This window comes from Micromonospora sp. CNZ299, assembly GCF_002754415.1.
In genome coordinates this window covers 1434330-1453536 of sequence record NZ_PEFG01000001.1, presented here as the reverse complement: position 1 = coordinate 1453536, position 19207 = coordinate 1434330, and the positions used below count along the sequence as shown (strand labels likewise).

The 19207-nt window shown below is 70.7% G+C and carries 15 protein-coding genes; 5 read left to right on the top strand and 10 right to left on the bottom strand.

Annotated elements, in window-relative coordinates; all coding sequences use genetic code 11:
* Window positions 1-40: 40 nt before the first annotated feature.
* Window positions 41-2020, top strand: a complete 1980-nt coding sequence (locus CLT68_RS06925) for a peptidoglycan recognition protein family protein (RefSeq protein WP_099849582.1) — start codon at window positions 41-43, stop codon at window positions 2018-2020.
* 56 nt (window positions 2021-2076) lie between these two features.
* Here the strand turns inward: CLT68_RS06925 and CLT68_RS06920 are convergent, their stop codons facing one another.
* The 5 genes from CLT68_RS06920 to CLT68_RS06900 all read right to left on the bottom strand — a co-directional run bounded on the left by CLT68_RS06920 (window position 2077) and on the right by CLT68_RS06900 (window position 8350).
* Window positions 2077-3090 (bottom strand): C40 family peptidase, encoded by a 1014-nt coding sequence (locus CLT68_RS06920; RefSeq protein WP_099849580.1) that lies wholly within the window; start codon window positions 3088-3090, stop codon window positions 2077-2079.
* Between the two features lie 167 nt (window positions 3091-3257).
* Window positions 3258-4259 (bottom strand): hemolysin family protein, encoded by a 1002-nt coding sequence (locus tag CLT68_RS06915; RefSeq protein WP_088950863.1) that lies wholly within the window; start codon window positions 4257-4259, stop codon window positions 3258-3260.
* Window positions 4252-5577, bottom strand: a complete 1326-nt coding sequence (locus tag CLT68_RS06910) for a hemolysin family protein (RefSeq protein ID WP_486482094.1) — start codon at window positions 5575-5577, stop codon at window positions 4252-4254. Before CLT68_RS06910 ends, CLT68_RS06915 begins: the two co-directional genes overlap by 8 nt.
* Before the next feature lie 105 nt (window positions 5578-5682).
* The gene (locus tag CLT68_RS06905; protein ID WP_088950862.1) at window positions 5683-7878 is read right to left on the bottom strand and encodes a (Fe-S)-binding protein; all 2196 of its coding nucleotides are present in this window, start codon (window positions 7876-7878) and stop codon (window positions 5683-5685) included.
* Window positions 7879-8086: 208 nt separating this feature from the next.
* A complete protein-coding gene (locus CLT68_RS06900; RefSeq protein ID WP_088950861.1) occupies window positions 8087-8350 on the bottom strand; it encodes a cell division protein CrgA in 264 nt (87 codons plus the stop codon).
* A 221-nt stretch (window positions 8351-8571) separates the two neighbouring features.
* Here CLT68_RS06900 and CLT68_RS06895 point away from each other — a divergent pair, with 221 nt between their 5' ends.
* The 4 genes from CLT68_RS06895 (at window position 8572) to CLT68_RS06880 (ending at window position 12224) form a co-directional block, all read left to right on the top strand.
* Complete coding sequence (locus tag CLT68_RS06895) at window positions 8572-9372, top strand: DUF881 domain-containing protein (protein ID WP_099849578.1); 801 nt, start codon at window positions 8572-8574, stop codon at window positions 9370-9372.
* A gap of 269 nt (window positions 9373-9641) precedes the next feature.
* Window positions 9642-11288, top strand: coding sequence for a class E sortase (locus tag CLT68_RS33090; protein WP_486482416.1), 1647 nt, complete (start codon window positions 9642-9644; stop codon window positions 11286-11288).
* 4 nt (window positions 11289-11292) lie between these two features.
* Window positions 11293-11571 (top strand): hypothetical protein, encoded by a 279-nt coding sequence (locus tag CLT68_RS06885; protein ID WP_088950858.1) that lies wholly within the window; start codon window positions 11293-11295, stop codon window positions 11569-11571.
* A gap of 2 nt (window positions 11572-11573) precedes the next feature.
* Window positions 11574-12224 (top strand): aminodeoxychorismate/anthranilate synthase component II, encoded by a 651-nt coding sequence (locus CLT68_RS06880; RefSeq protein ID WP_099856863.1) that lies wholly within the window; start codon window positions 11574-11576, stop codon window positions 12222-12224.
* Window positions 12225-12246: 22 nt separating this feature from the next.
* On the opposite strand, the gene CLT68_RS06875 is transcribed toward CLT68_RS06880, so the two are convergent.
* Genes CLT68_RS06875 through CLT68_RS06855 form a run of 5 tightly spaced genes read right to left on the bottom strand, consistent with a single transcriptional unit; the run spans window position 12247 to window position 19183 of the window.
* On the bottom strand, window positions 12247-12909 hold the full coding sequence (locus CLT68_RS06875; protein ID WP_486482093.1) for a SanA/YdcF family protein: 663 nt from the start codon (window positions 12907-12909) through the stop codon (window positions 12247-12249).
* 55 nt (window positions 12910-12964) lie between these two features.
* Window positions 12965-14782 (bottom strand): Stk1 family PASTA domain-containing Ser/Thr kinase, encoded by a 1818-nt coding sequence (pknB, locus tag CLT68_RS06870; protein ID WP_099849573.1) that lies wholly within the window; start codon window positions 14780-14782, stop codon window positions 12965-12967.
* Window positions 14779-16191, bottom strand: coding sequence for a serine/threonine-protein kinase (locus CLT68_RS06865; protein ID WP_099849571.1), 1413 nt, complete (start codon window positions 16189-16191; stop codon window positions 14779-14781). The genes pknB and CLT68_RS06865 overlap by 4 nt, the downstream gene beginning before the upstream one ends.
* On the bottom strand, window positions 16191-17696 hold the full coding sequence (locus tag CLT68_RS06860) for a penicillin-binding transpeptidase domain-containing protein (protein WP_099849569.1): 1506 nt from the start codon (window positions 17694-17696) through the stop codon (window positions 16191-16193). The genes CLT68_RS06865 and CLT68_RS06860 overlap by 1 nt, the downstream gene beginning before the upstream one ends.
* Window positions 17693-19183 (bottom strand): FtsW/RodA/SpoVE family cell cycle protein, encoded by a 1491-nt coding sequence (locus CLT68_RS06855; protein WP_099849567.1) that lies wholly within the window; start codon window positions 19181-19183, stop codon window positions 17693-17695. Before CLT68_RS06855 ends, CLT68_RS06860 begins: the two co-directional genes overlap by 4 nt.
* Window positions 19184-19207 lie beyond the last annotated feature (24 nt).

Here is a 19207-nt window from a genome sequence, read left to right as displayed (position 1 = left end):
TGGTGACCTGACCTCTACCCGCGAGAATTTAGGGGGTTCGATGCACCATCCAACAGTGTCGGCCGGCTGGCGCGCGCTGCTCGCCACGACCGTCGTCGCCGCCGCGAGCGCGGTGCCACTCTCCACGGCCGCCACCGCCGCACCCACCGCCGATCGCCAGCAGCAGTACGCCGCCGCGGCGACCGAGTACAGCGTGCCGACGGGCGTGCTGCTCGGTGTCTCCTATCTGGAGTCCCGCTGGGACAGCAACGCCGGCACACCGAGCACGAGCGGCGGCTACGGCCCGATGCACCTGACCGATGCCCGCCACGTTGCCGCTCTACCCGGGCGCGGCCACCACGACGCCGGCGCCGAGGACCCACGCGGTGACGACTCCCGGCCCTCCCGGGTGCCCGCGCCCCGACCCGTCGAGGCCCCCGCGCCGACCGCCGCCGCGTTGCAGACCGTGGACGCGGCGGCCGCACTGACCGGTGCCACCCCCGAGGCGCTGCGCACCGACGCGGCGGTCAACATCCGGGGTGGGGCCGCGTTGCTCAGCGCGTACCAGCGGGAGTTGGGTGCGCCGGTCGGAGCGGACACCGACCCGGCGGCCTGGTACGGGGCGGTGGCCCGCTACGCCGGTGCGGACAGCGCCGACGCCGCTGCGGCCTTCGCCGACGAGGTCTTCACCACCATCGCCGCGGGCGAGTCCCGGATGACCGACGACGGCCAGCGGATCACCCTGCCGGCGCGCGCGGTACAGCCCGAGCGCTCCTGGTTGGACCGGCTGGGCCTGCGCCGGTTGGCCCGCCCGGACGGGCTGGAGTGCCCGCGCACCATCTCCTGCGAGTGGATCCCGGCGCCCTACGAGGCGTTCGGCGACGGGGACTACGGCAACCACGACCTCTCCGACCGGCCCGCCCGGCAGAAGATCGAGTACATCGTCATCCACGACACCGAGGCGAGCTGGGCAACGACCCTGAAACTCGTCCAGGACCCGACGTACGTGAGCTGGCACTACTCGCTGCGCTCGGTGGACGGGCACATCGCCCAGCACGTGAAGACCAAGGACGTCGGCTGGCACGCGGGCAACTGGTACGTCAACGCCAAGTCGATCGGTCTCGAACACGAGGGCTTCGCCGCGCAGGGCACCTGGTACACGGAGGCGATGTACCGGACCTCGGCGAAACTGGTGCGGCACCTGGCGCTGCGGTTGGGCATCCCGCTGGACCGCCAGCACATCATCGGCCACGACAACGTGCCCGGCACCATCGCGTCGACCGTGCGGGGGATGCACTGGGATCCGGGCCCGTACTGGGACTGGACGCACTACTTCGACCTGCTGCACGCGCCTCGGCTGGACACCGGCACCCCGGCCACCGGGCTGGTCCGGATCGACCCGGACTACGCCACCAACCAGCCGGCGTTCACCGGTTGCGTCACCGTGGGCGTCCCGTGCGCGCCGCGCGGCTCCTCGTCGGTGGTGCTGCGGAGCGCACCGTCCGCAGACGCGCCGCTGGTCAACGACATCGCGCTCCGACCGGACGGCACCCCGAACACGATGGCCGTGTCGGACCACGGGGCCCGGGCATCCGCCGGGCAGACGTACGCGCTCGCCGGACGGCAGGGCGACTGGACCGCCATCTGGTACCTCGGGCAGCGGGCCTGGTTCCACAACCCGGCGTCCGCGCCGACCGCCAGTTGGACCGTCGGCGTCGTGGCCACGCCGAAGCCCGGTCGGACGACCATCCCCGTGTACGGACGGGCGTACCCGGAGGAGGCGGCGTACCCGGACGGGGTGCCCTACCAGACGATCTCGCCGTTGCAGTACACCCTGGCCGCCGGACAGCGGTACGCAGTCGGCGCGGTGCTGGCCGGCGAGTACTACCGGGCCAGCACGTTCGACGGCTCGTCGCCGGGCGACTGGACGGTGATCCGCGGCAAGAACCGCTACGCGCAGATCCAGTTCGGCCACCGCATCATGTACGTCGATCTCGCTGACGTGCAGTTGCTGCCCTCCCCGGTGGGCGCGCCCCGCTGACGAACCACGACGGCCCCCGGTCGGTGACCGGGGGCCGTCAGTGTGCGTGATCTGGATCAGCCAGGTCTGCGGAACCCGGCGACCGGCATGGTGTTGATGCTGGACACCTGCACCGGTTTGCCGGCACGTGGCGCGTGCACCATCTGGTTGTTACCCAGATAGAGCCCGACGTGACTCAGCCCGGAGAAGAAGAAGACCAGGTCACCGGGGCGAGCATCAGCTCGCGCAACGGCCTTGCCCTCGTTCCACTGGTCACCGGTGTGGTGGGTCAGGGAGATCCCGGCCGCCTTGTAGGCGTACTGGGTCAGCCCCGAGCAGTCGAACGAGTTCGGGCCGGTGGCACCCCAGACGTACGGCTTGCCGACCTTGCCGCAGGCGGTCTTGATCGCGGTGCGGGCGGCCTCGCTGACCACTCCGTTGATGGTCGGGCAGGCCGCGGTCTTTACCGTGGTCTTGGGCATCGACGCCTCGAGCTGCTTGATCTCGGCGTCGATCTGCTTCTTCTTGGCCGCCAGGTCGTTCTGCTGCTTGGTCTGGGTGACGATCAGCTCGTCCAGCTTCTGCTTCTCGCCGTCGTACTTGGCCCGCACGGCCAGCACGCCCTCGACCTCCTTGCGCTCCTGCGCGGCCAGCCGATCGAGCACGGTGAGCTGCTCGGCGAGCGTGTCCGGCTTGACGCTGACCAGCAGCGAGCCGATGTCGTGCGACGGCCCGGAGATGTAGTAGCGGGAGGCGAGGTCGCCGACCCGGTTGAGCGCCAGCTCGCTCTGGAGCGCCAGCGGCTCGATCTTCTTCTGCAGGCCCGCCGACTTCTGTCGATTGACCTTCAGCTGCGCCCGGACCTTGTTGTACTGCTCGATGGTGGGCTCCAGCTGCTCCCACTTCTTGTCGATCTGCGCCTCGATCTCGTCGACCGTCGGATCGGCGTGAGCCGGTGCGGCGAGCAGACCGGCGCCAACTGCGGCGGCGGCGACCAGGACGAGCAGACGGTGGACGCCGCGGCGCAGGCCACCTGGCCGAGCAGACGTGTTCAGGCCGTGACGATGAGGGGGCATGGTTGCCACCGGCATCGACTCCTTTGCAACCGACCGCCGGGCGCCTCGCGTGAGGGAAGGGCCGAGGCAGACGACCCACAGCGGTCGGTGCCTCACATTAGGGAAGCTCGGAGCGGTTATCAAGGTGAGCGCAGTAACCATCACTGTCGTGCAACCGCTTGCACACCAAGGGTATTCGCCGATTACCCAACGATTGCGGTCAATACATCGTCGAGTGTGACCACACCGAGAGGGCGCCGGCCGTCGCTGACCAGCACCATGTGCCGCCGCTCGCGGCGCATGGCCAGCAGCAGATCGGCCAGCGTACGCTCCGGCGGCACCACCGCCAGCGGTCGGTAGACCCGGGCGGGCACCGGCGACCGGCGACCCTGCCCGGCGTACCCGAGCACGTCCTTGACGTGCACGAAGCCGAGCACCCGACGGGTCGACCGCTGCACCACCGGGAACCGGGACCGGCCGGTCCGGGTCGCCAACACCTCCAGCGACGCCGGTGAGACGTCCTCGGCCACCGTGACCACCGTCGACCACGGCTGCAGCGCGTCCGCCGCAGTGCGGCTGTGCAGGGCCAGGGCGCCGGTGATCCGGGCGTGCTGCTCCTCGTCGAGCAGGCCCTCCGTACGCGCCTGGGAGACGAGCCCGGCCAGTTCCTCGGCGGTGAACACCGTCTTCACCGCCTCGGACGCCTCGATGCGCCAGAACGCGAGGACGCGGCGGGCCGCCCACTTCATCGCGAGCAGCAGCGGCTTGGTGGCCACACAGAACGCCAGCATCGCCGGGCCGAGCCACAGTGCCGAGACCTCCGGACCGGCCAGCGTGATGTTCTTCGGCACCATCTCGCCGACGACGGTGTGCAGGAAGACCACCACGCCCAGTGCCAGCACGAACGCCACCGGGTGCACCGCCCGCTCGGGCAGCCCGGCCGCGTGGAACGGAGGCTCCAGCAGGTGGGCCAGCGCCGGCTCGGCGATCGCGCCCAGACCCAGCGAGCAGACCGTGATGCCGAGCTGCGCGCCCGCGATCATCAGCGGGATCTGATTCATCGCGGACAACGCCCAGCGGGCCCGTTTCGATCCGGCGGCCAGCGGCTCGATCACCGTCCGGCGGGACGCGATGAGCGCGAACTCACTGCCCACGAAGAACCCGTTGCCGAGCAGCAGCAGCACTGTCACCAACAGCTCAGTCATCGTCGTCCGGCTCCGCCGGGCGCAACACCCGGACCTGCTCGATCCGGTGCCGCTCCACCTCCACCACTGTGAACTCCCAGCCGTCCGCCTCGACCGTCTCGCCGGCCAGCGGGATGTGCCCGAGCCGAGCCATCAGGAACCCGGCCAACGTCTCGTACGGGCCCTCGGGCAGCCGGAAGCCGGTCTGCTCGGCCACCTCGTCGGAGCGGAGCACCCCGTCGACCAGCACGGTGCGCTCACCGCCGGGCACGGTCAGCTCGCCCGCGTCAGCGTCGTCCACGCTGGCCGGGTCGAACTCGTCGGCGATCTCCCCGACCAACTCCTCGACGAGGTCCTCGATCGTCACCACGCCGTCCGTCCCGCCGTACTCGTCGACCACGATGGCCAGATCGGCGCCTGCCGCCTTCAACGCGGCCAGGACACCGTCCAGGTCGAGGCTCTCCGGCACGTACACCGGCTCGCGGGCCACCGACCCGACCATGGTCGACGCACGCGCGGCCAGCGGCACGCCCAGCGCGTCGGGCACCCCGGCTACGCCGGTCACCAGGTCCAGCGTCTCCTCGTACACCGGGAAGCGGGTCCGTCCGGTCCGCCGGGACTCCTCAAGCAGCTCGGCCACGGTGGCCGTGACGCGCAGCGCGACCACGTCCACCCGGGGGGTCATCGCCTCGGCGGCCCGCTTGTCGCCGAACCGGATCGTGCGGCGCAGCAGCATGGCGGTGTCCGTCGGCAACGCGCCGGCCCGGGCCGAGATGGCCGCCAGCAGGCCCAGCTCCTCCGGTGAGCGGGCGCTGGCCAGCTCCTCCTGCGGCTCGACACCGAGCGCCCGGACCAGTCCGTTCGCCGAGCCGTTCAGCCCCCGGATCAGCCAGCCGAACGTCCGGGAGAAGGTGTGCATCGGCCCGGCCGTGGCCAGCGCCGCCGGCATGGGTCGGGCCAGCGCCGCGTTCTTCGGCACCAACTCACCGAAGAGCATGGAGATCAGCGTCGCCAGGGCCAACGCGAGGAACGGGGTGTAGCGCCCGGTGTTCTCCCCGACCAGCGGGCGCAGCAGGGGGGTGAAGAGCCGGGCCAGGGCCGGTTCGGCCAGGTAGCCGGTGAGCAGCGCGGTGATGGTGATGCCGAGCTGTGCGCCGGAGAGCTGAAAGGAGAGTTCACGCAGCGCAGCGCGTACCGTCAGGGCGGCCTGGTCGCCCGCGGCGGCCCGCCGGTCGATCTCCGCGCGGTCGACCGTGACCAGGGCGAACTCGGCCGCGACGAAGAACGCGTTGCCCGCGGTCAGGGCAACGAACCCGACCAGGGGCAGCAGCGTCGTCAAGAGTAGGCCGTCGATGTCGCCTCACCTCGGCGAGATTCTTGCACGACAACGGCGGCCCCTCGGGGGGCCGCCGCCGTCGATGTTCAGATCCCAGATGTACGCGCCTCAGCCGACCGGCGCCGTCTCCTTGCCGCCCTGCGGCTGCTCCGGCTTGACCGAGCGGAGCAGCACGCTCGCCACGTCGATCACCTCGACCTGCTCGCCGGCGCCCTTGCCGTTGACGCCGTCGTTGAGCATCGTCGAGCAGAACGGGCAGCCGACGGCGACCGTCTTCGCGCCGGTGGCCATGGCCTCCTCGACCCGGTCCACGTTGATCCGCTTGCCGATCTTCTCTTCCATCCACATCCGGGCACCGCCGGCGCCGCAGCAGAAGGAACGCTCGCTGTTGCGCGGCATCTCGGTGAGGTCGCCCTCGATGGCGTCTCCGAGCACCTCGCGGGGGGCCGCGAAGACCCGGTTGTGCCGGCCCAGATAGCAGGGGTCGTGGTAGGTGACCCCACCGTCGACCGGCTGCACCGGGGTGAGCTTGCCGGTGGACACCAGGTGGGCCAGCAACTGGGTGTGGTGGACCACCTCGAACTCGCCGCCGAGCTGGCCGTACTCGTTGCCCAGGGTGTTGAAGCAGTGCGGGCAGGTCGCCACGATCTTGCGCTTGGCCTTCTCCCGACCCTCGAACGCCTCGTTCAGCGTCTCGACGTTCTGCTGGGCGAGCATCTGGAAGACGAACTCGTTGCCGATCCGCCGCGCCGGGTCACCGGAGCAGGTCTCGCCCTCGCCCAGGATCGCGAACTTCACCCCCGCCTCGTTGAGCAGGGTGGCCACGGCCCGGGTGGTCTTCTTGGCCCGGTCCTCGAACGCGCCGGCGCAGCCGACCCAGAACAGGTACTCGAAGTCGTCCACCTCGCCGACCCGGGGCACCTCGAAGTCCAGGCCCTTGGTCCAGTCCTCGCGGGTGTTCTGCGGGGCGCCCCACGGGTTGCCCTTGTTCTCCAGGTTGCGCAGCATCACGCCGGCCTCGGATGGGAAGCTCGACTCGATCAGCACCTGGTAACGGCGCATGTCGACGATGTGGTCGACGTGCTCGATGTCCACCGGGCACTGCTCGACGCAGGCGCCGCAGGTGGTGCAGGACCAGAGGACGTCCGGATCGATGACACCGCCCTCCTCGGCGGTGCCGATCAACGGCTTGTCGGCCTCGGCCAGGGCCAGCACGTCCAGGTGCGCGAGCTGCGCCTGGGTGGCCTTCTCCTCGCCGGTCAGGTCCTTGCCGCCACCGGCCAGCAGGTAGGGCGCCTTGGCGTAGGCGTGGTCGCGCAGGCTCAGCACGAGCAGCTTGGGCGACAGGGGCTTGCCGGTGTTCCAGGCCGGGCACTGCGACTGGCATCGACCGCACTCGGTGCAGGTGCTGAAGTCCAGCAGACCCTTCCAGCTGAACTGCTCGACGTGGGCGACGCCGAACTGGTCCTTCTCGGGGTCTGCCTCCTCGAAGTCGAGCGGCTTGCCCTGGCTCGTCATCGGGCGCAGCGCCCCGAGGCCGGAGCCGGCCGGCCGGGCCGGCTCGCGCTTGAAGAAGATGTTGGGGAACGCCAGGAAACGGTGCCAGGCGACACCCATGGTGACGTTCAGCGAGATGACGATCAGCCAGGTCATCGAGATAATGATCTTGATGACAGCGGCGACGCTCGTACCGTCCTGCCAGTCGGGCAGCACCGCGCCGACGGCGTGGCTGACCGGAGTGGCCCAGAACGGGTACTCGAAGTGGTCGGTGGCGACCTTGAAACCGCGGATCAGCAAGCCGAAGATCAGGACCAGCAGCACGATCCACTCGACGAAGTAGCCCTGCCACATCGTCGAGCCGGTGAACCGGGAGCGACCGCCCGGCCGGTTCGGCCGGTTGCGCAGCCGGATCGCCATCAGCACCAGGATGCCGACCAGGCCCAGCACGGTGATGACCTCGGTGGCCAGGCCGAAGATCGTCCAGTGCCCGATGATCGGCAGCCCGCCGGTCGGGGTGACCACCTCGAAGTACGCCTCGAGCACCAGCAGCGACAGCACGATGAAGCCGACCATCACGAACCAGTGGGCGGCACCCACCACGCCCCACTTGAGCATCCGCGTGTGGCCGGCGGTCTCCACCAGCATCGTCTTCGTGCGGGCGCCCTTGTCCGTGAACCGCTCCGGCGCGGGCTGCCCGAGCCGGATGACTGCCGTCATCTTCAGGACCGCACGCACCGCAAGCCACACCGCCACAGCGGTGATGGCGGCCGCGAGGATCGTAGTGACGATCTGGACGCTGCCCATCGAGTTGGCCTCCCCGGTCTGCTACCTGATGACCTCGCTGCGCTCGGTCATGCAGTGCAGCCTACGCGAAGGTTACCCAGCAGTAACGTGAGTCATCTCGCAGTAGGCCACGCTGCCTGCGGACACCATAGGGTGCCCCACCCGATCCTGCCGGGCAGGGGCTCGATGAGGTGATGCGAAACCGCCGGTGCGGCGACGCCGAGCCGGCTCAGCGCCAGCGGGAGAGCAGCGCCAGCGAGGCGACCATCGCGCCGAAGCCGACCGCGAGGTTCCAGTAACCCCACGCCATGACCGGGTACTCCTGCTCAGACAGGTAGTAGACGACCAGCCAGCCGATCCCGGCGACGATCAAGGCGACCGCGGTGACCGGCAACCACACCGGGCTAGGCTTGCGCGACGACGCCGTCGTCGTCGGACGGACGTCCGTCGGCGGGGTGTACACCTTCTTCTTACGGACCTGAGACTTGGGCACGGCGCTCTCCAGAGGGGTGACGACCTCGTCCGGCCTGACAACCGGGCGCCGGGGCGACGGTCCATGGCCAATAATGTTCGAGAGCTAGCGTAGTCCCGATTGCCCGCCCGGACCACGAATGGGGTCAGGCCGGTGCACGGAGTGACCGAAAGAGGCGGGACTGTTCGCATCACCGGCCCGGCCGGAGCGGACCGATCCCTGATACGCGGAAGGAACGCTCGGTGGAGTACACATCCGGCGCAACCTCCTGGCAGAAGGTCCTGCGCCGGGCCGCCGCCGGGCTGCTGCCCCGGCGACCGCGTCAACGGCGTCCGGGCTGGTCGATCGGGGTGCCCCTGATCGCCGCCGCGGCGGGGCTGCTCTTCACCACTTCCGCGACCACAGCCGACGGCACCGCCCTGCGCGAGGACCGGCGACCCCAGCTCAACCAGCTCATCGAGGAGCGGCGCGAGCAGGTGGCGGCAAGCGAGCGACGGGCCGCCACCCTGCGCGGCGAGGTCGAGCAACGCACCAACACGCTCGCCGGCTCGGACACCCCGATCAAGGGTCAGCAGAATCGCGCCCAGGGCAGCCTCCAGGCCGCCGGGTTCACCGCCCTCGCCGGCACCGGGGTGACAGTGGAGCTGAACGACGCGCCGCAGCTCGACCAGACCCAGTCGGACGCCAGCAACGACGACCTGGTGGTGCACCAGTCTGACGTACAGGCGGTGGTCAACGCGCTCTGGGCCGGCGGAGCGGAGGCCATGTCAATCATGAATGTCCGCGTGCTCACGACCAGCGCGGTACGCTGCGTCGGTAACACCCTGCTGCTCCATGGCCGGGTGTACTCCCCACCGTTCAAGATCGTGGCGATCGGCGATCCCGCTGCCCTCCAGCAGGCCCTCGCCAGCTCTGAGGGAGTCCGGTTGTTCAAGGGCGCGGTCGACGACTACCAGCTCGGTTACAAGGAAACGACCTCCACGGTGCGGGTCCCGGCATTTGAGGACTCAACCGCCCTGCGCTCGGCTACGGTGCCCAAATGAGTGGGCCGGACGAGCGTCGCGACGGGCGACACCGGAATCAGACCGACGAGCCGACCGATTTCCTTCCCAAGGTCGACCGTCCCGAGCCGGCACCCCGGCCGACCTCGGCCGGCAACTGGCCCGAGCCGGTGCTGCCGAGCAGACCCGCTGCGCCGCGCCCGCTGACCAACCCCGACGCTCCCCGCGCCACCGAGCCACCCCGCGTCACCGAACCTCCCCGCGTCACCGAACCTCCCCGCACTCCAGAGCCTCCCCGCACCCCGGAGCCGCTGCGCGCCGCCGAGCCTCCTCGGGACGACCGGCCTGCTGTGCCCCCGCCTGGCCGCACCGACAATCCCGGACGTGTCGACCATCCGGGACGACCGGGCGCCAGCCGACCCGACCCGGCCCCGGGTCGCCCAGGTGTCGAAGCGCCTCCGCCCTGGCCGGGCAACACGGCGCACAGGCCGAGCCCGCACGGTGCAGCCGGCCTGCCCCCTTCGGTGCCCCCCGGCCCACCGCCGACCCCGACCAACCAGGGCCCCGTTCGACCAGCTGCCCCTGGCAACGTCCCGCCCCGACCTTCCTGGCCCAGTGCCTCGTCCACGCGACCGGCCGGAGCCGCCTCGACTCCGCCACCGGCGACCGGCGACCGGCCGGGTGCGGTCCCGACCAGCCCGGGCGCTGCCGGCGGGATGCCGACCCACCCGACCTCGGGCACGCCGGGCCGGCCTGCCCCGTCCGGCCCCTCGACCCCGCCGGTTGCCGACTCGCCGACCGCGTTCATACCCCAGGTCCCCGCCCGACCCGCACGCCCCACCGGCTCCCCGGCCGCGCCGATCTCACCGGCCGCCCCCGACCGCGTGTCGGCAGCCGGGCAGGGCAACTTCTTCCCGGCCGGCCCGGGCCGTGTCCCTCCGGCCGCGCCGGGTCGGGTCCCTCCGGCCGGCCCGGGCCGTGTCCCTCCGGCCGCGCCGGGTCGGGTCCCTCCGGCCGCGCCCGATCGCGCCGTCGACCCTGGTGCCACGGCGTTGATTCCGACCGTGCCCGCCACCCCCGCAGCCCGGCCGCCAGCCATGGACTCGACGGCGCTGATGGGTGCCGTGCCCCGCGCCTCGGTCCCCGACGATCAGACCGGTGGCGGCGACAACCCCGCCGAGCCTCCTCGACCCCGGCGCGGTGAACGGGTCATCCAACTCCGGCCACACCAGACCGGCGAGGGCTACAAGAGCGTCTACTCCGAGCTGACCCGGCCGTCGCTCGGCTCCCGGATCCGCACCGGCATCCGCGTCACCGGCGAGGTCCTGATCACCTTCGGGCTGGTCGTGCTGCTCTTCGCCGGCTACGAGGTCTGGGGCAAGTCGGCCATCGTCGACGCCCACCAGAACGACCTCAACAGCCAACTCGCGCAGGAGTGGGGCCCGACCGACGACCCGACAGTGGCTCCATCGGTCGGCCCGAGCGTCAAGCCGTCGCCACCGGTACGCGGCAAGCCGCTCGCGGGCCTCTACATCCCCAAGCTCGACAAGAACTGGGTCGTCGTCGAGGGCGTCACCCAACAGGACATCCGCTACGCCCCGGGCCACTACCCGGCCAGTGCGCTACCCGGCCAGGTGGGCAACTTCTCCGTCGCCGGCCACCGCAACCGGGCCACCTTCTGGCGACTGGACGAGCTCAACGACGGCGACGCGATCGTCGTCGAGAGCAAGACCGACTGGTACGTCTACCGGGTGTCGCAGTCGCGGATCGTCCGACCGACACAGGTGGAAGTGGTGGCACCGGTGCCCGGCGATCCGGACAAGAAGCCGACCAAGCGGATGCTCACCCTGACCACGTGCAACCCGAAGTTCGACAACTACCAGCGCCTGATCATCCACGCCGAACTGGACCGTACCCAACCCAAGTCAGCGGGCCGCCCGGCGGAGCTGGGAGGCTGATCCGATGTACGCGTTCATCTGGCGCAAGCTGCCCTTCGGCCTGGTCGGAAAGCTGACCGGCTCGGTGCTCCTGGTGGCCGCCACAGTGGCCCTGCTCTGGTATGTCGCCTTCCCTTGGGCCGAGCCCCTGCTGCCCTTCGACGACGTCCAGGTCGAGTCCGGCGTTCCTGCGGAGTCGGGCGACAACGCCCCGGTGACCGGTGACACCCCGGCTGGCGACGAGCACGAGCTGCCGTACGACACCGACCAGAACAATCCCGTTCCGTCCTCCCCGAGCAGGTGACCATGCGGGTTCTGGTGATCGACAACTACGACTCGTTCGTCTTCAACCTCGTGCAATACCTGGGCCAGCTCGGCGTGGACTGCGAGGTCCGCCGCAACGACGAGATCGACGTCGCGGAGGTGGGCAGGGTGGGCGCGGACGGCATCCTGCTCTCACCGGGGCCGGGCAGCCCCGACCGCGCCGGCATCTGCCTGGACGTCATCCGGGAGTACGCGGGCGAGCTGCCGATCTTCGGCGTCTGCCTCGGCCACCAGGCGATCGGTGAGGCGTTCGGGGCGACCGTGACCCGCGCCCCCGAGCTGCTGCACGGCAAGACCTCCGAGGTCCGGCACAACTCGGTGGGTGTCCTCGCCGGCCTGCCCGACCCGTTCACCGCCACCCGGTACCACTCACTCGCCGTGCTCCCCGAGACGCTCCCCGACGAGCTGGAGGTGACCGGCTGGACCGGCTCCGGCGTGGTGATGGCGATGCGGCACCGCACGCTGCCCATCGAGGGCGTCCAGTTCCACCCGGAGTCGGTGCTCACCGAGGGCGGCCACCTGATGCTGGCCAACTGGCTGGCCGGTTGCGGTCACCAGGAGGCGCTGGAGCGGGCACCCGCGCTCGCCGCCGAGGTCGACGCCCGCCGACTGGCCGCATTCGCCACCAGCTGAGGCTCCGCCACCCGGGCCCGGGTCAGCTCCGTAGCGCGTTCTGGACCGCCGGGTCAGCGGGCGAGCGGACCGCCGGAGCTCGTCCCCGGAGCGCATCCCACGCCGCCTTGCCACTGGCGAAGTAGTCCCGGACCGACTTCTCGGCCAGCAGGGCGGGGCCGCAACCGTCGCACCGGGCGACCACTCCGTCGACGTCGAGGCCAAGATGGCGACACAGCGTCACCGCCCGGGACAGGTGGTAGGACTGGGTCACGATCAGTGCCCGCTCGACGCCGTACACCTCACGCGCGCGGGCGCAACTGTCGTAGGTGTCCAGACCGAACGGGTCGGCCACGACGCGTCGCGGGTCGACACCTCGCTCGGTGAGGTACGACGTCATCACGGCCGGCTCGTCACCCGATGTGCCGCCACCGTCGCCCGAGACGAGGACGACAGTGGCCCGTCCGCTGGTCACCAGTGCTGCGGCGGTATCCAGGCGACCGGCGAGCCGATCACCTGGTCGCTGCCGATCGGCCGACACCGCCGTGCCGAGGACGATCACCACGTCGGCGGACGGCGCATCCGCTTCGTCGTGCACGTGGCCGCGCGCGGCAAAGGTCGTCCACAGCCACGGAAGGCTGATGAGGATCAGCACGGCGATGCCCAGGACGACCACCCGGCGGAGGCGACGAAACCGCCCGCTCACCGGCCCGGAGGCTTCGACGTCCGTCATACCGATGGCCGAGCCCGAGGGCGTCGGGCTAGTCCTCGGGGAGCCGGGTCGGCGGGGACGGGAACGGCAGACCTATGCCGCCCCCGTTGCCGGGAGTGGTCGGCGTGGCAGACGGCGTACCGGACGGCGTCACGGTAGGCGTCGGGTCGACGACCTTCTCCGGGATGCCGATCTCGATGGTCACGGTCCTGTCCTTCGCCAGCGACGTGCCGGCGTTGGGGCTCTGCTTCTGCACCCGGCCGGCCTGGCTGGCCGGCACCTCGTCGCCGTCCCGGAACTCGACCTTGTAGCCCGCCTCGCGAAGTTCCTGGGCGGCCTCGTCCCGGGTGGAGTTGACCACGTTGGGAACCTTGTTGACGTTGCCCCTGGAAACCTCGACGGTCACCGTGCTGCCCTGCGCGACGGTGGTCCCCGACGGAGGGGTCACCTTGAGGACGGTGCCCTTGGCGGCGGGGTTGTCCACCTGCTTGTCCTGGACCACCAGCCCTTGGTCCTCAAGTTGAGGCTTGATGTTCTCGTACTGGGAGTTGATCAGACCAGGGGGAATCTTCACGTCGGGCTTGCCACCGCAGAGCTGGATGGTCACCGTGCTGGCCTGCTTCAGCCGAGTGCCCGGCGGAGGGTCCTGCTTGGCGACGGTGTTCTTCGTGCAGTCGTTGGTGAAGACCGACTCGCCCACCCGCGGTTGGAGGTCGGCGCCGCTGATCGCGGCGACCGCTGCGGCCTGGTCCTTGCCGACCAGGGTCGGCACCGACTTGTTGGCCTTGTCCTGCTGCTGACTCCAGAGCAGGGCCGCGACCAGAGCGATCACCGCCAGCACGCCGACCGCGCTGAACGTCGCGATCAGCCAGGAGGACGCCTTGCGCTGGCGCGGATCGCCCACCCGGGCCATCTGCCCGGTCTGCGGCCCACCGGCGGGAGCCGGGTAGCCGCCCCGGCCCGCGGCCGGCGCCATCGCCACCGTCTCCGCCTCGGTCATGACCGGGGTGGCCAGCACGGGCCGGCCGGCGGCGGCACGGAGCAGGTCGGCCCGCATCTCGCCAGCACTCTGGTAGCGGTTGAGCGGGTTCTTCGACAGCGCCTTCAGGACGATCGCGTCGATGGCCGGGGTGACATCCGGGTTGATGTCGCTCGGCGTCGGCGGCGTCTCCCGTACGTGCTGGTAGGCGACGCTGACCGGGCTGTCCCCGACGAACGGCGGGTGCCCGCAGACCAGCTCGAAGAGCACACAGCCGGCCGCGTACACGTCGGAGCGGGCGTCGACGGCCTCGCCGCGCGCCTGCTCCGGGGACAGGTACTGCGCCGTGCCGATCACCGCGCTGGTCTGCGTCATGGTGGTCGCACCGCTGGCGAGCGCGCGGGCGATGCCGAAGTCCATCACCTTGACCTGGCCGGTCTGGGTGAGCATCACGTTGCCCGGCTTGATGTCGCGGTGGATGATGCCGTGCCGGTGGCTGAACTCCAGGGCCGCGCACATGTCGGCGCAGATCTCCAACGCCCGGCGCGGCTGCAACCGCCCCTCAGCGCCGAGGACCTCCTTCAAGGTCCGCCCGTTGACGAACTCCATCACGATGAACGGCAGTGTCTCGCCGGTCGGCGCGGTCTCCTCGCCGGTGTCGTAGACCGCCACGATCGCCGGGTGGTTGAGCGAGGCGGCGTTCTGCGCCTCCCGACGGAATCGCATCTGGAACGTCGCGTCCCGGGCCAGGTCGGTACGGAGCATCTTGATCGCGACGTCCCGACCGAGCCGGAGGTCGCGACCGCGGTGCACCTCGGCCATGCCGCCGTAGCCGAGCAGCTCGCCGACCTGGTACCTGCCACCGAGCAGGCGGGCCTGCGCTGTCATCGCGTCTGTCGTCCTTCGCTCGTCGTCGTCCCGCCGTTGCCCGGCTGGAGTCGTACCTCCCGACGGTACGACGTTCGGGTCGGATCGTCGCGCCCGTCGAGTCGTAGCGCGCCGGACGTAACGGCACGTGGAGTCATCCCGGCGTGTTCACCGGCCTGCGACTGCTTCCGCAGGTTGTAGGAAATCACGCCGGAGCAGAGTAGGACCAGCACGGCCAGCAGGATGGCCAGAAGGACCATCCCGGGCCGGGACCGGCGGGGACCGGGCGACGGCACCGACGGGCCGGCCTGCCGGACGTACGCCGGTGGGTGTTCCTGGCGGGGCGGTGCCGACGGCACCGAGGCGGCGCCGCGCGGATACCCGTTCGGTGCCATCGGCGGCCGGGCGGGCTGGACTGCCGGCGCGACGGCGGTGGGGCGCGGCTGCTGCTGGGCTGGCGCGACCGCTGTCGGCCTCGGCCCGGCGGCCGGTGGGCGGGCGCTTGGCGGGCGCATCTGGTGTGCCTGCGGCACCTGGGCCCGGCCGGGCGCGGCGGGCGAAGACGGCGCCACGGAGACCGGCCCCGAGTTGCCACCGGCTCTGGCCTGCTGGGAGAGCGTGACCTTGAGCTGGCGGGCGACCCCGGCGAGTGCGGCGGCGCTCGGCCACCGGGCGGCCGGGTCCTTGGCCAGCGCCCGTTCCACCACCTGGCGCACCTGCGGCGGGATGTCGGCGGGCAACGGCCGGGGCTTCTCCCGCACGTGCTGCATCGCGATGTCGAGCGGGTTGTCACCCTCGAACGGGCGCCGACCGGCCAGGCACTGGTAGGCGACAACCCCGAGCGCGTACACATCGGATGCCGGAGTCGCCACGCCGCCGGTGGCCTGCTCAGGCGAGATGTACGAGGCGGTGCCGAGCACCGAACCGGCGGCGGTGAGCTGGCCGACCATGTCGGAGCGGGCGATGCCGAAGTCGGTCAGCACCAGCGTGCCGTTCGGCCGAACCAGCAGGTTGCCCGGCTTCACGTCGCGGTGCACGATGCCCTTCTCGTGCGCCGCGTGCAACGCGTCCGCGGCCTGCGCGACGAGGGCCATCGTCCGGGCCGGAGTGAGCCGGCCGACCCGGCTCAGCGTGGACGACAGGGCGTCGCCCTCGACGTACTCCATGACCAGGAACGCGATCTGCTGGTCGTTGCCGAAGTCGTAGACGTCGACCACGCCGGGGTGGTTGATGGTGGCCATGGTGCGGGCCTCACCGCGGAACCGCTCGGCGAAGTCCGGGTCGTCGAGCAGCGCGGGCAGCAGGCTCTTGACCGCGACCGTCCGGCCGAGCACCTGGTCGGTGCCGCGCCAGACGTCGCCCATGCCGCCGCTGGCGATCCGCTCGTCGAGACGGTAGCGGTTGCCGAGCTGAACGCCGGGGCTCAGCATCAGCGACCCCCGGGGTCGGCGATGGCAGCCTTCATGACCTGCCCGGCGATCCGGGCCGCCTCGGCGCTGCCGCCGGAGCCGGCCTGCTCCAACATCACGCAGACCGCGGAGACCGGCGTGCCGTTCTTGTCCAGCGCGAAGCCGATGAACCAACCGTGGTCGGGCCGGTCCGGAGCGGACTGCGCGGTGCCGGTCTTGCCACCGACCGTGTAGCCGTTGATCGCGGCCTTCCGCCCGGTGCCGTTCTCGACCACGCTGACCATCATCTCGCGCAGGTCGGTAGCGACCTGCGCGTCGACCGGCTGGCGCAGCTCACGGGCCTTGGCGGTGTAGTAGCTGGTGGTCCGGTCCGGAGCGAGCAACTGCCGCACCAGGTACGGCCGCATCTGACTGCCGTTGTTGGCGACCGCACCGGCGATCATGGCGCCTTCGAGCGGGGTCATCCGGACGTTGTTCTGGCCGATCGAGGACTGGGCCAGCGCGGCCGGGTCGGTGCTGCCGTCGGGGTTCTGCATGTCCCCGGTCCGGCTGGCCTCCGTACGCAGGCCTCCCTCGCCGAGCTGACCGACGGTGAGGTCCTCCTGCTCGAAACCGAACTGCCGGGCCTTCTCCTTGAGGGTCTCGGCACCGAGCCGCACACCGAGCTGGGCGAAGCCGGTGTTGCACGACTCGGTGACCGCCTCCATCAGGGTCACCTTCGGCTCCGGGCAGATCGACGCAGCGGCGTTGCGGATCGGGCTGCCCGAGGTGGGCGGGGTCCAGCTGGAGCCGGCCGGGATCTGGGTCGTCTTGCTGATCCCGTTCTCCAGCGCCGCCGCGGCGACCACGATCTTGAAGGTGGAACCCGGCGGCAGCGTCTCGGAGAGCGCGCGGTTCTTCAGCGGGCCGTCCGGGTCCTTTTCCAGCTTGTTGAACGCCGCAGTTGCCTCGGCACCGTCGTGGCTGGCCAGCGGGTTCGGGTCGAAGCTGGGCATGGAAACCAGCGCCTGAACGGCGCCGGTACGCGGGTCGATGGCGATCACCGCGCCCTTCTTCGCCCCCACCTGGTTGTTGCCCAGCTGGTCGTACGCCACGTCCTGAGCCCGCTTGGAGAGCGTGAGCAGCACGTTGCCGCCACCGGTGTCGTCGCCGGTGAACATGTCCTTGAACCGGTCGCCGATCAAATTGTCGCTGGTGCCCGCCAGGAAGTCGTTCTCCACGCGCTCGATGCCGGTTTCGGCGAGGTTGACCGGCTTGTAGCCGAGCACGTGTGCGTACTTTGCGCCGCCCGGGTAGGTGCGCTGGAACTTCAGCTTGCCGGTGGTCTCCTTGCTGGTGGCCAGCGCGGTGCCACCAGCCTCGATGTTGCCGCGCTTGCTCTTGTAGTCGGCGACCTGGACCCGACCGTTGTAGTCGCTGGTGCGGTATTCGTCGGCCTTCTGGAACTGAACCCAGTTGAGGTTCGCGAAGAGCAGGCCGAACAGGACCATGACGACAACGCCGACGCGGCGCAGTGGTGCGTTCACGGCTTGATCACCTCCGTGGGAGCACCGTGCAGCTGCTCGGGCGGGCCACCGGCGGGTCGGGCAGCCTTGCTGGTGCTCCCGCCCACCGGCCGGCGGGCTCCGTCGGAGACCCGTAGCAGCACCGCGATGAGCAACCAGTTGGCCATCAACGACGAGCCACCGGCGGACAGGAACGGGGTGGTCTGACCGGTCAGCGGGATGAGCTTGCTGATCCCACCGACGATCACGAAGACCTGGAGGCCGAGGGTGAACGCCAGACCGCCGGCGAGCAGCTTGCCGAACGAGTCCCGGACCGCGAGCGCGGCACGCAGCCCTCGCTCCACGATCAGCAGGTAGACGACCAGCAGCGCGGAGAGACCGAAGAGCCCGAGTTCCTCGCCGAGGCCGGCGAAGATGAAGTCGTTCTGCACCTCGGGCAGGATCTCCGGCTGACCGCCGCCCGGCCCCGTACCGAAGAGCCCGCCCGTACCAAGGGCGAGCAGCCCCTGGACGAGTTGGTAGCCCTTGTCGGTCGGGTCGGCGAACGGGTCCAGCCAGATCTCGGCACGCACGTAGAAGTTGGCGAACGGCCCGCCGACCGTCGAACCGAGGACGTAGGCGAGATAGGCGCCGCCGAAGAAGAGGACCAGGCCGATCAGCAGCCAGCTGACCCGTTCGGTGGCGATGTAGAGCGTCACCACGAACATGCCGAAGTAGAGCAGCGAGGTGCCCAGGTCCTTCTCGAAGATCAGGACGAGGAGGCTGACCAACCAGACGCCGACCACCGGGCCGAGGTCGCGTCCACGGGGGAAGTCGATGCCGAGGAAGCGTCGACTGGCCAGCGAGAGCACCTCGCGCTTGCGGACCAGGTAGTAGGCGAAGAACACCAGCAGCGCCAGCTTGGCGAACTCACCCGGCTGGATGGAGAAACCGCCCACCCGGACCCACAGCTTCGCACCGTTGATCTCGGAGATGCTCGACGGCAGCACCGCCGGGAGCATCACCAGCACGATGCCGGCCAACCCCAGGGTGTACGCGTACCGGGAGATCGACCGGTGGTCGCGCATCAGGGCGAGCAGCCCGGCGGCGAGGATCACCGAGGCGAGCGTCCAGGCGAGCTGCCGGCCCCCGATCCCGGCGAAGATGGCCAGGCTCTCGCGCTCGGGCACGGGGGCGTCGCCGAGGTCGATCCGACGCAGGAAGCCCACCCCGAGCCCGTTGAGCAGGGCCACCGCCGGCAGCAGGGCCGGGTCGGCGAACGGGGCGAGGAACCGGATGACCAGGTGCAACCCGAGGAAGACCGCACCGAGCGCGGCTGCGGGCATCCAGAAATCCGGGGTGACCGTGTCCAGCAGGTTCGCTTCGACGGTCGCCCCGTACGCGGCCACCAGCACCATCGCGAGCAGCAGCAGGGACAGCTCGGCGTTGCGGCGCGACCGCGCCAGGCGTACGCCGGACTGCTCGCCCGCGGTGGCGGGCGAGGGTGCCGGTGTGGCCGCTACGGTCACGGGTGGAGTCCTCTGGATCTCAGC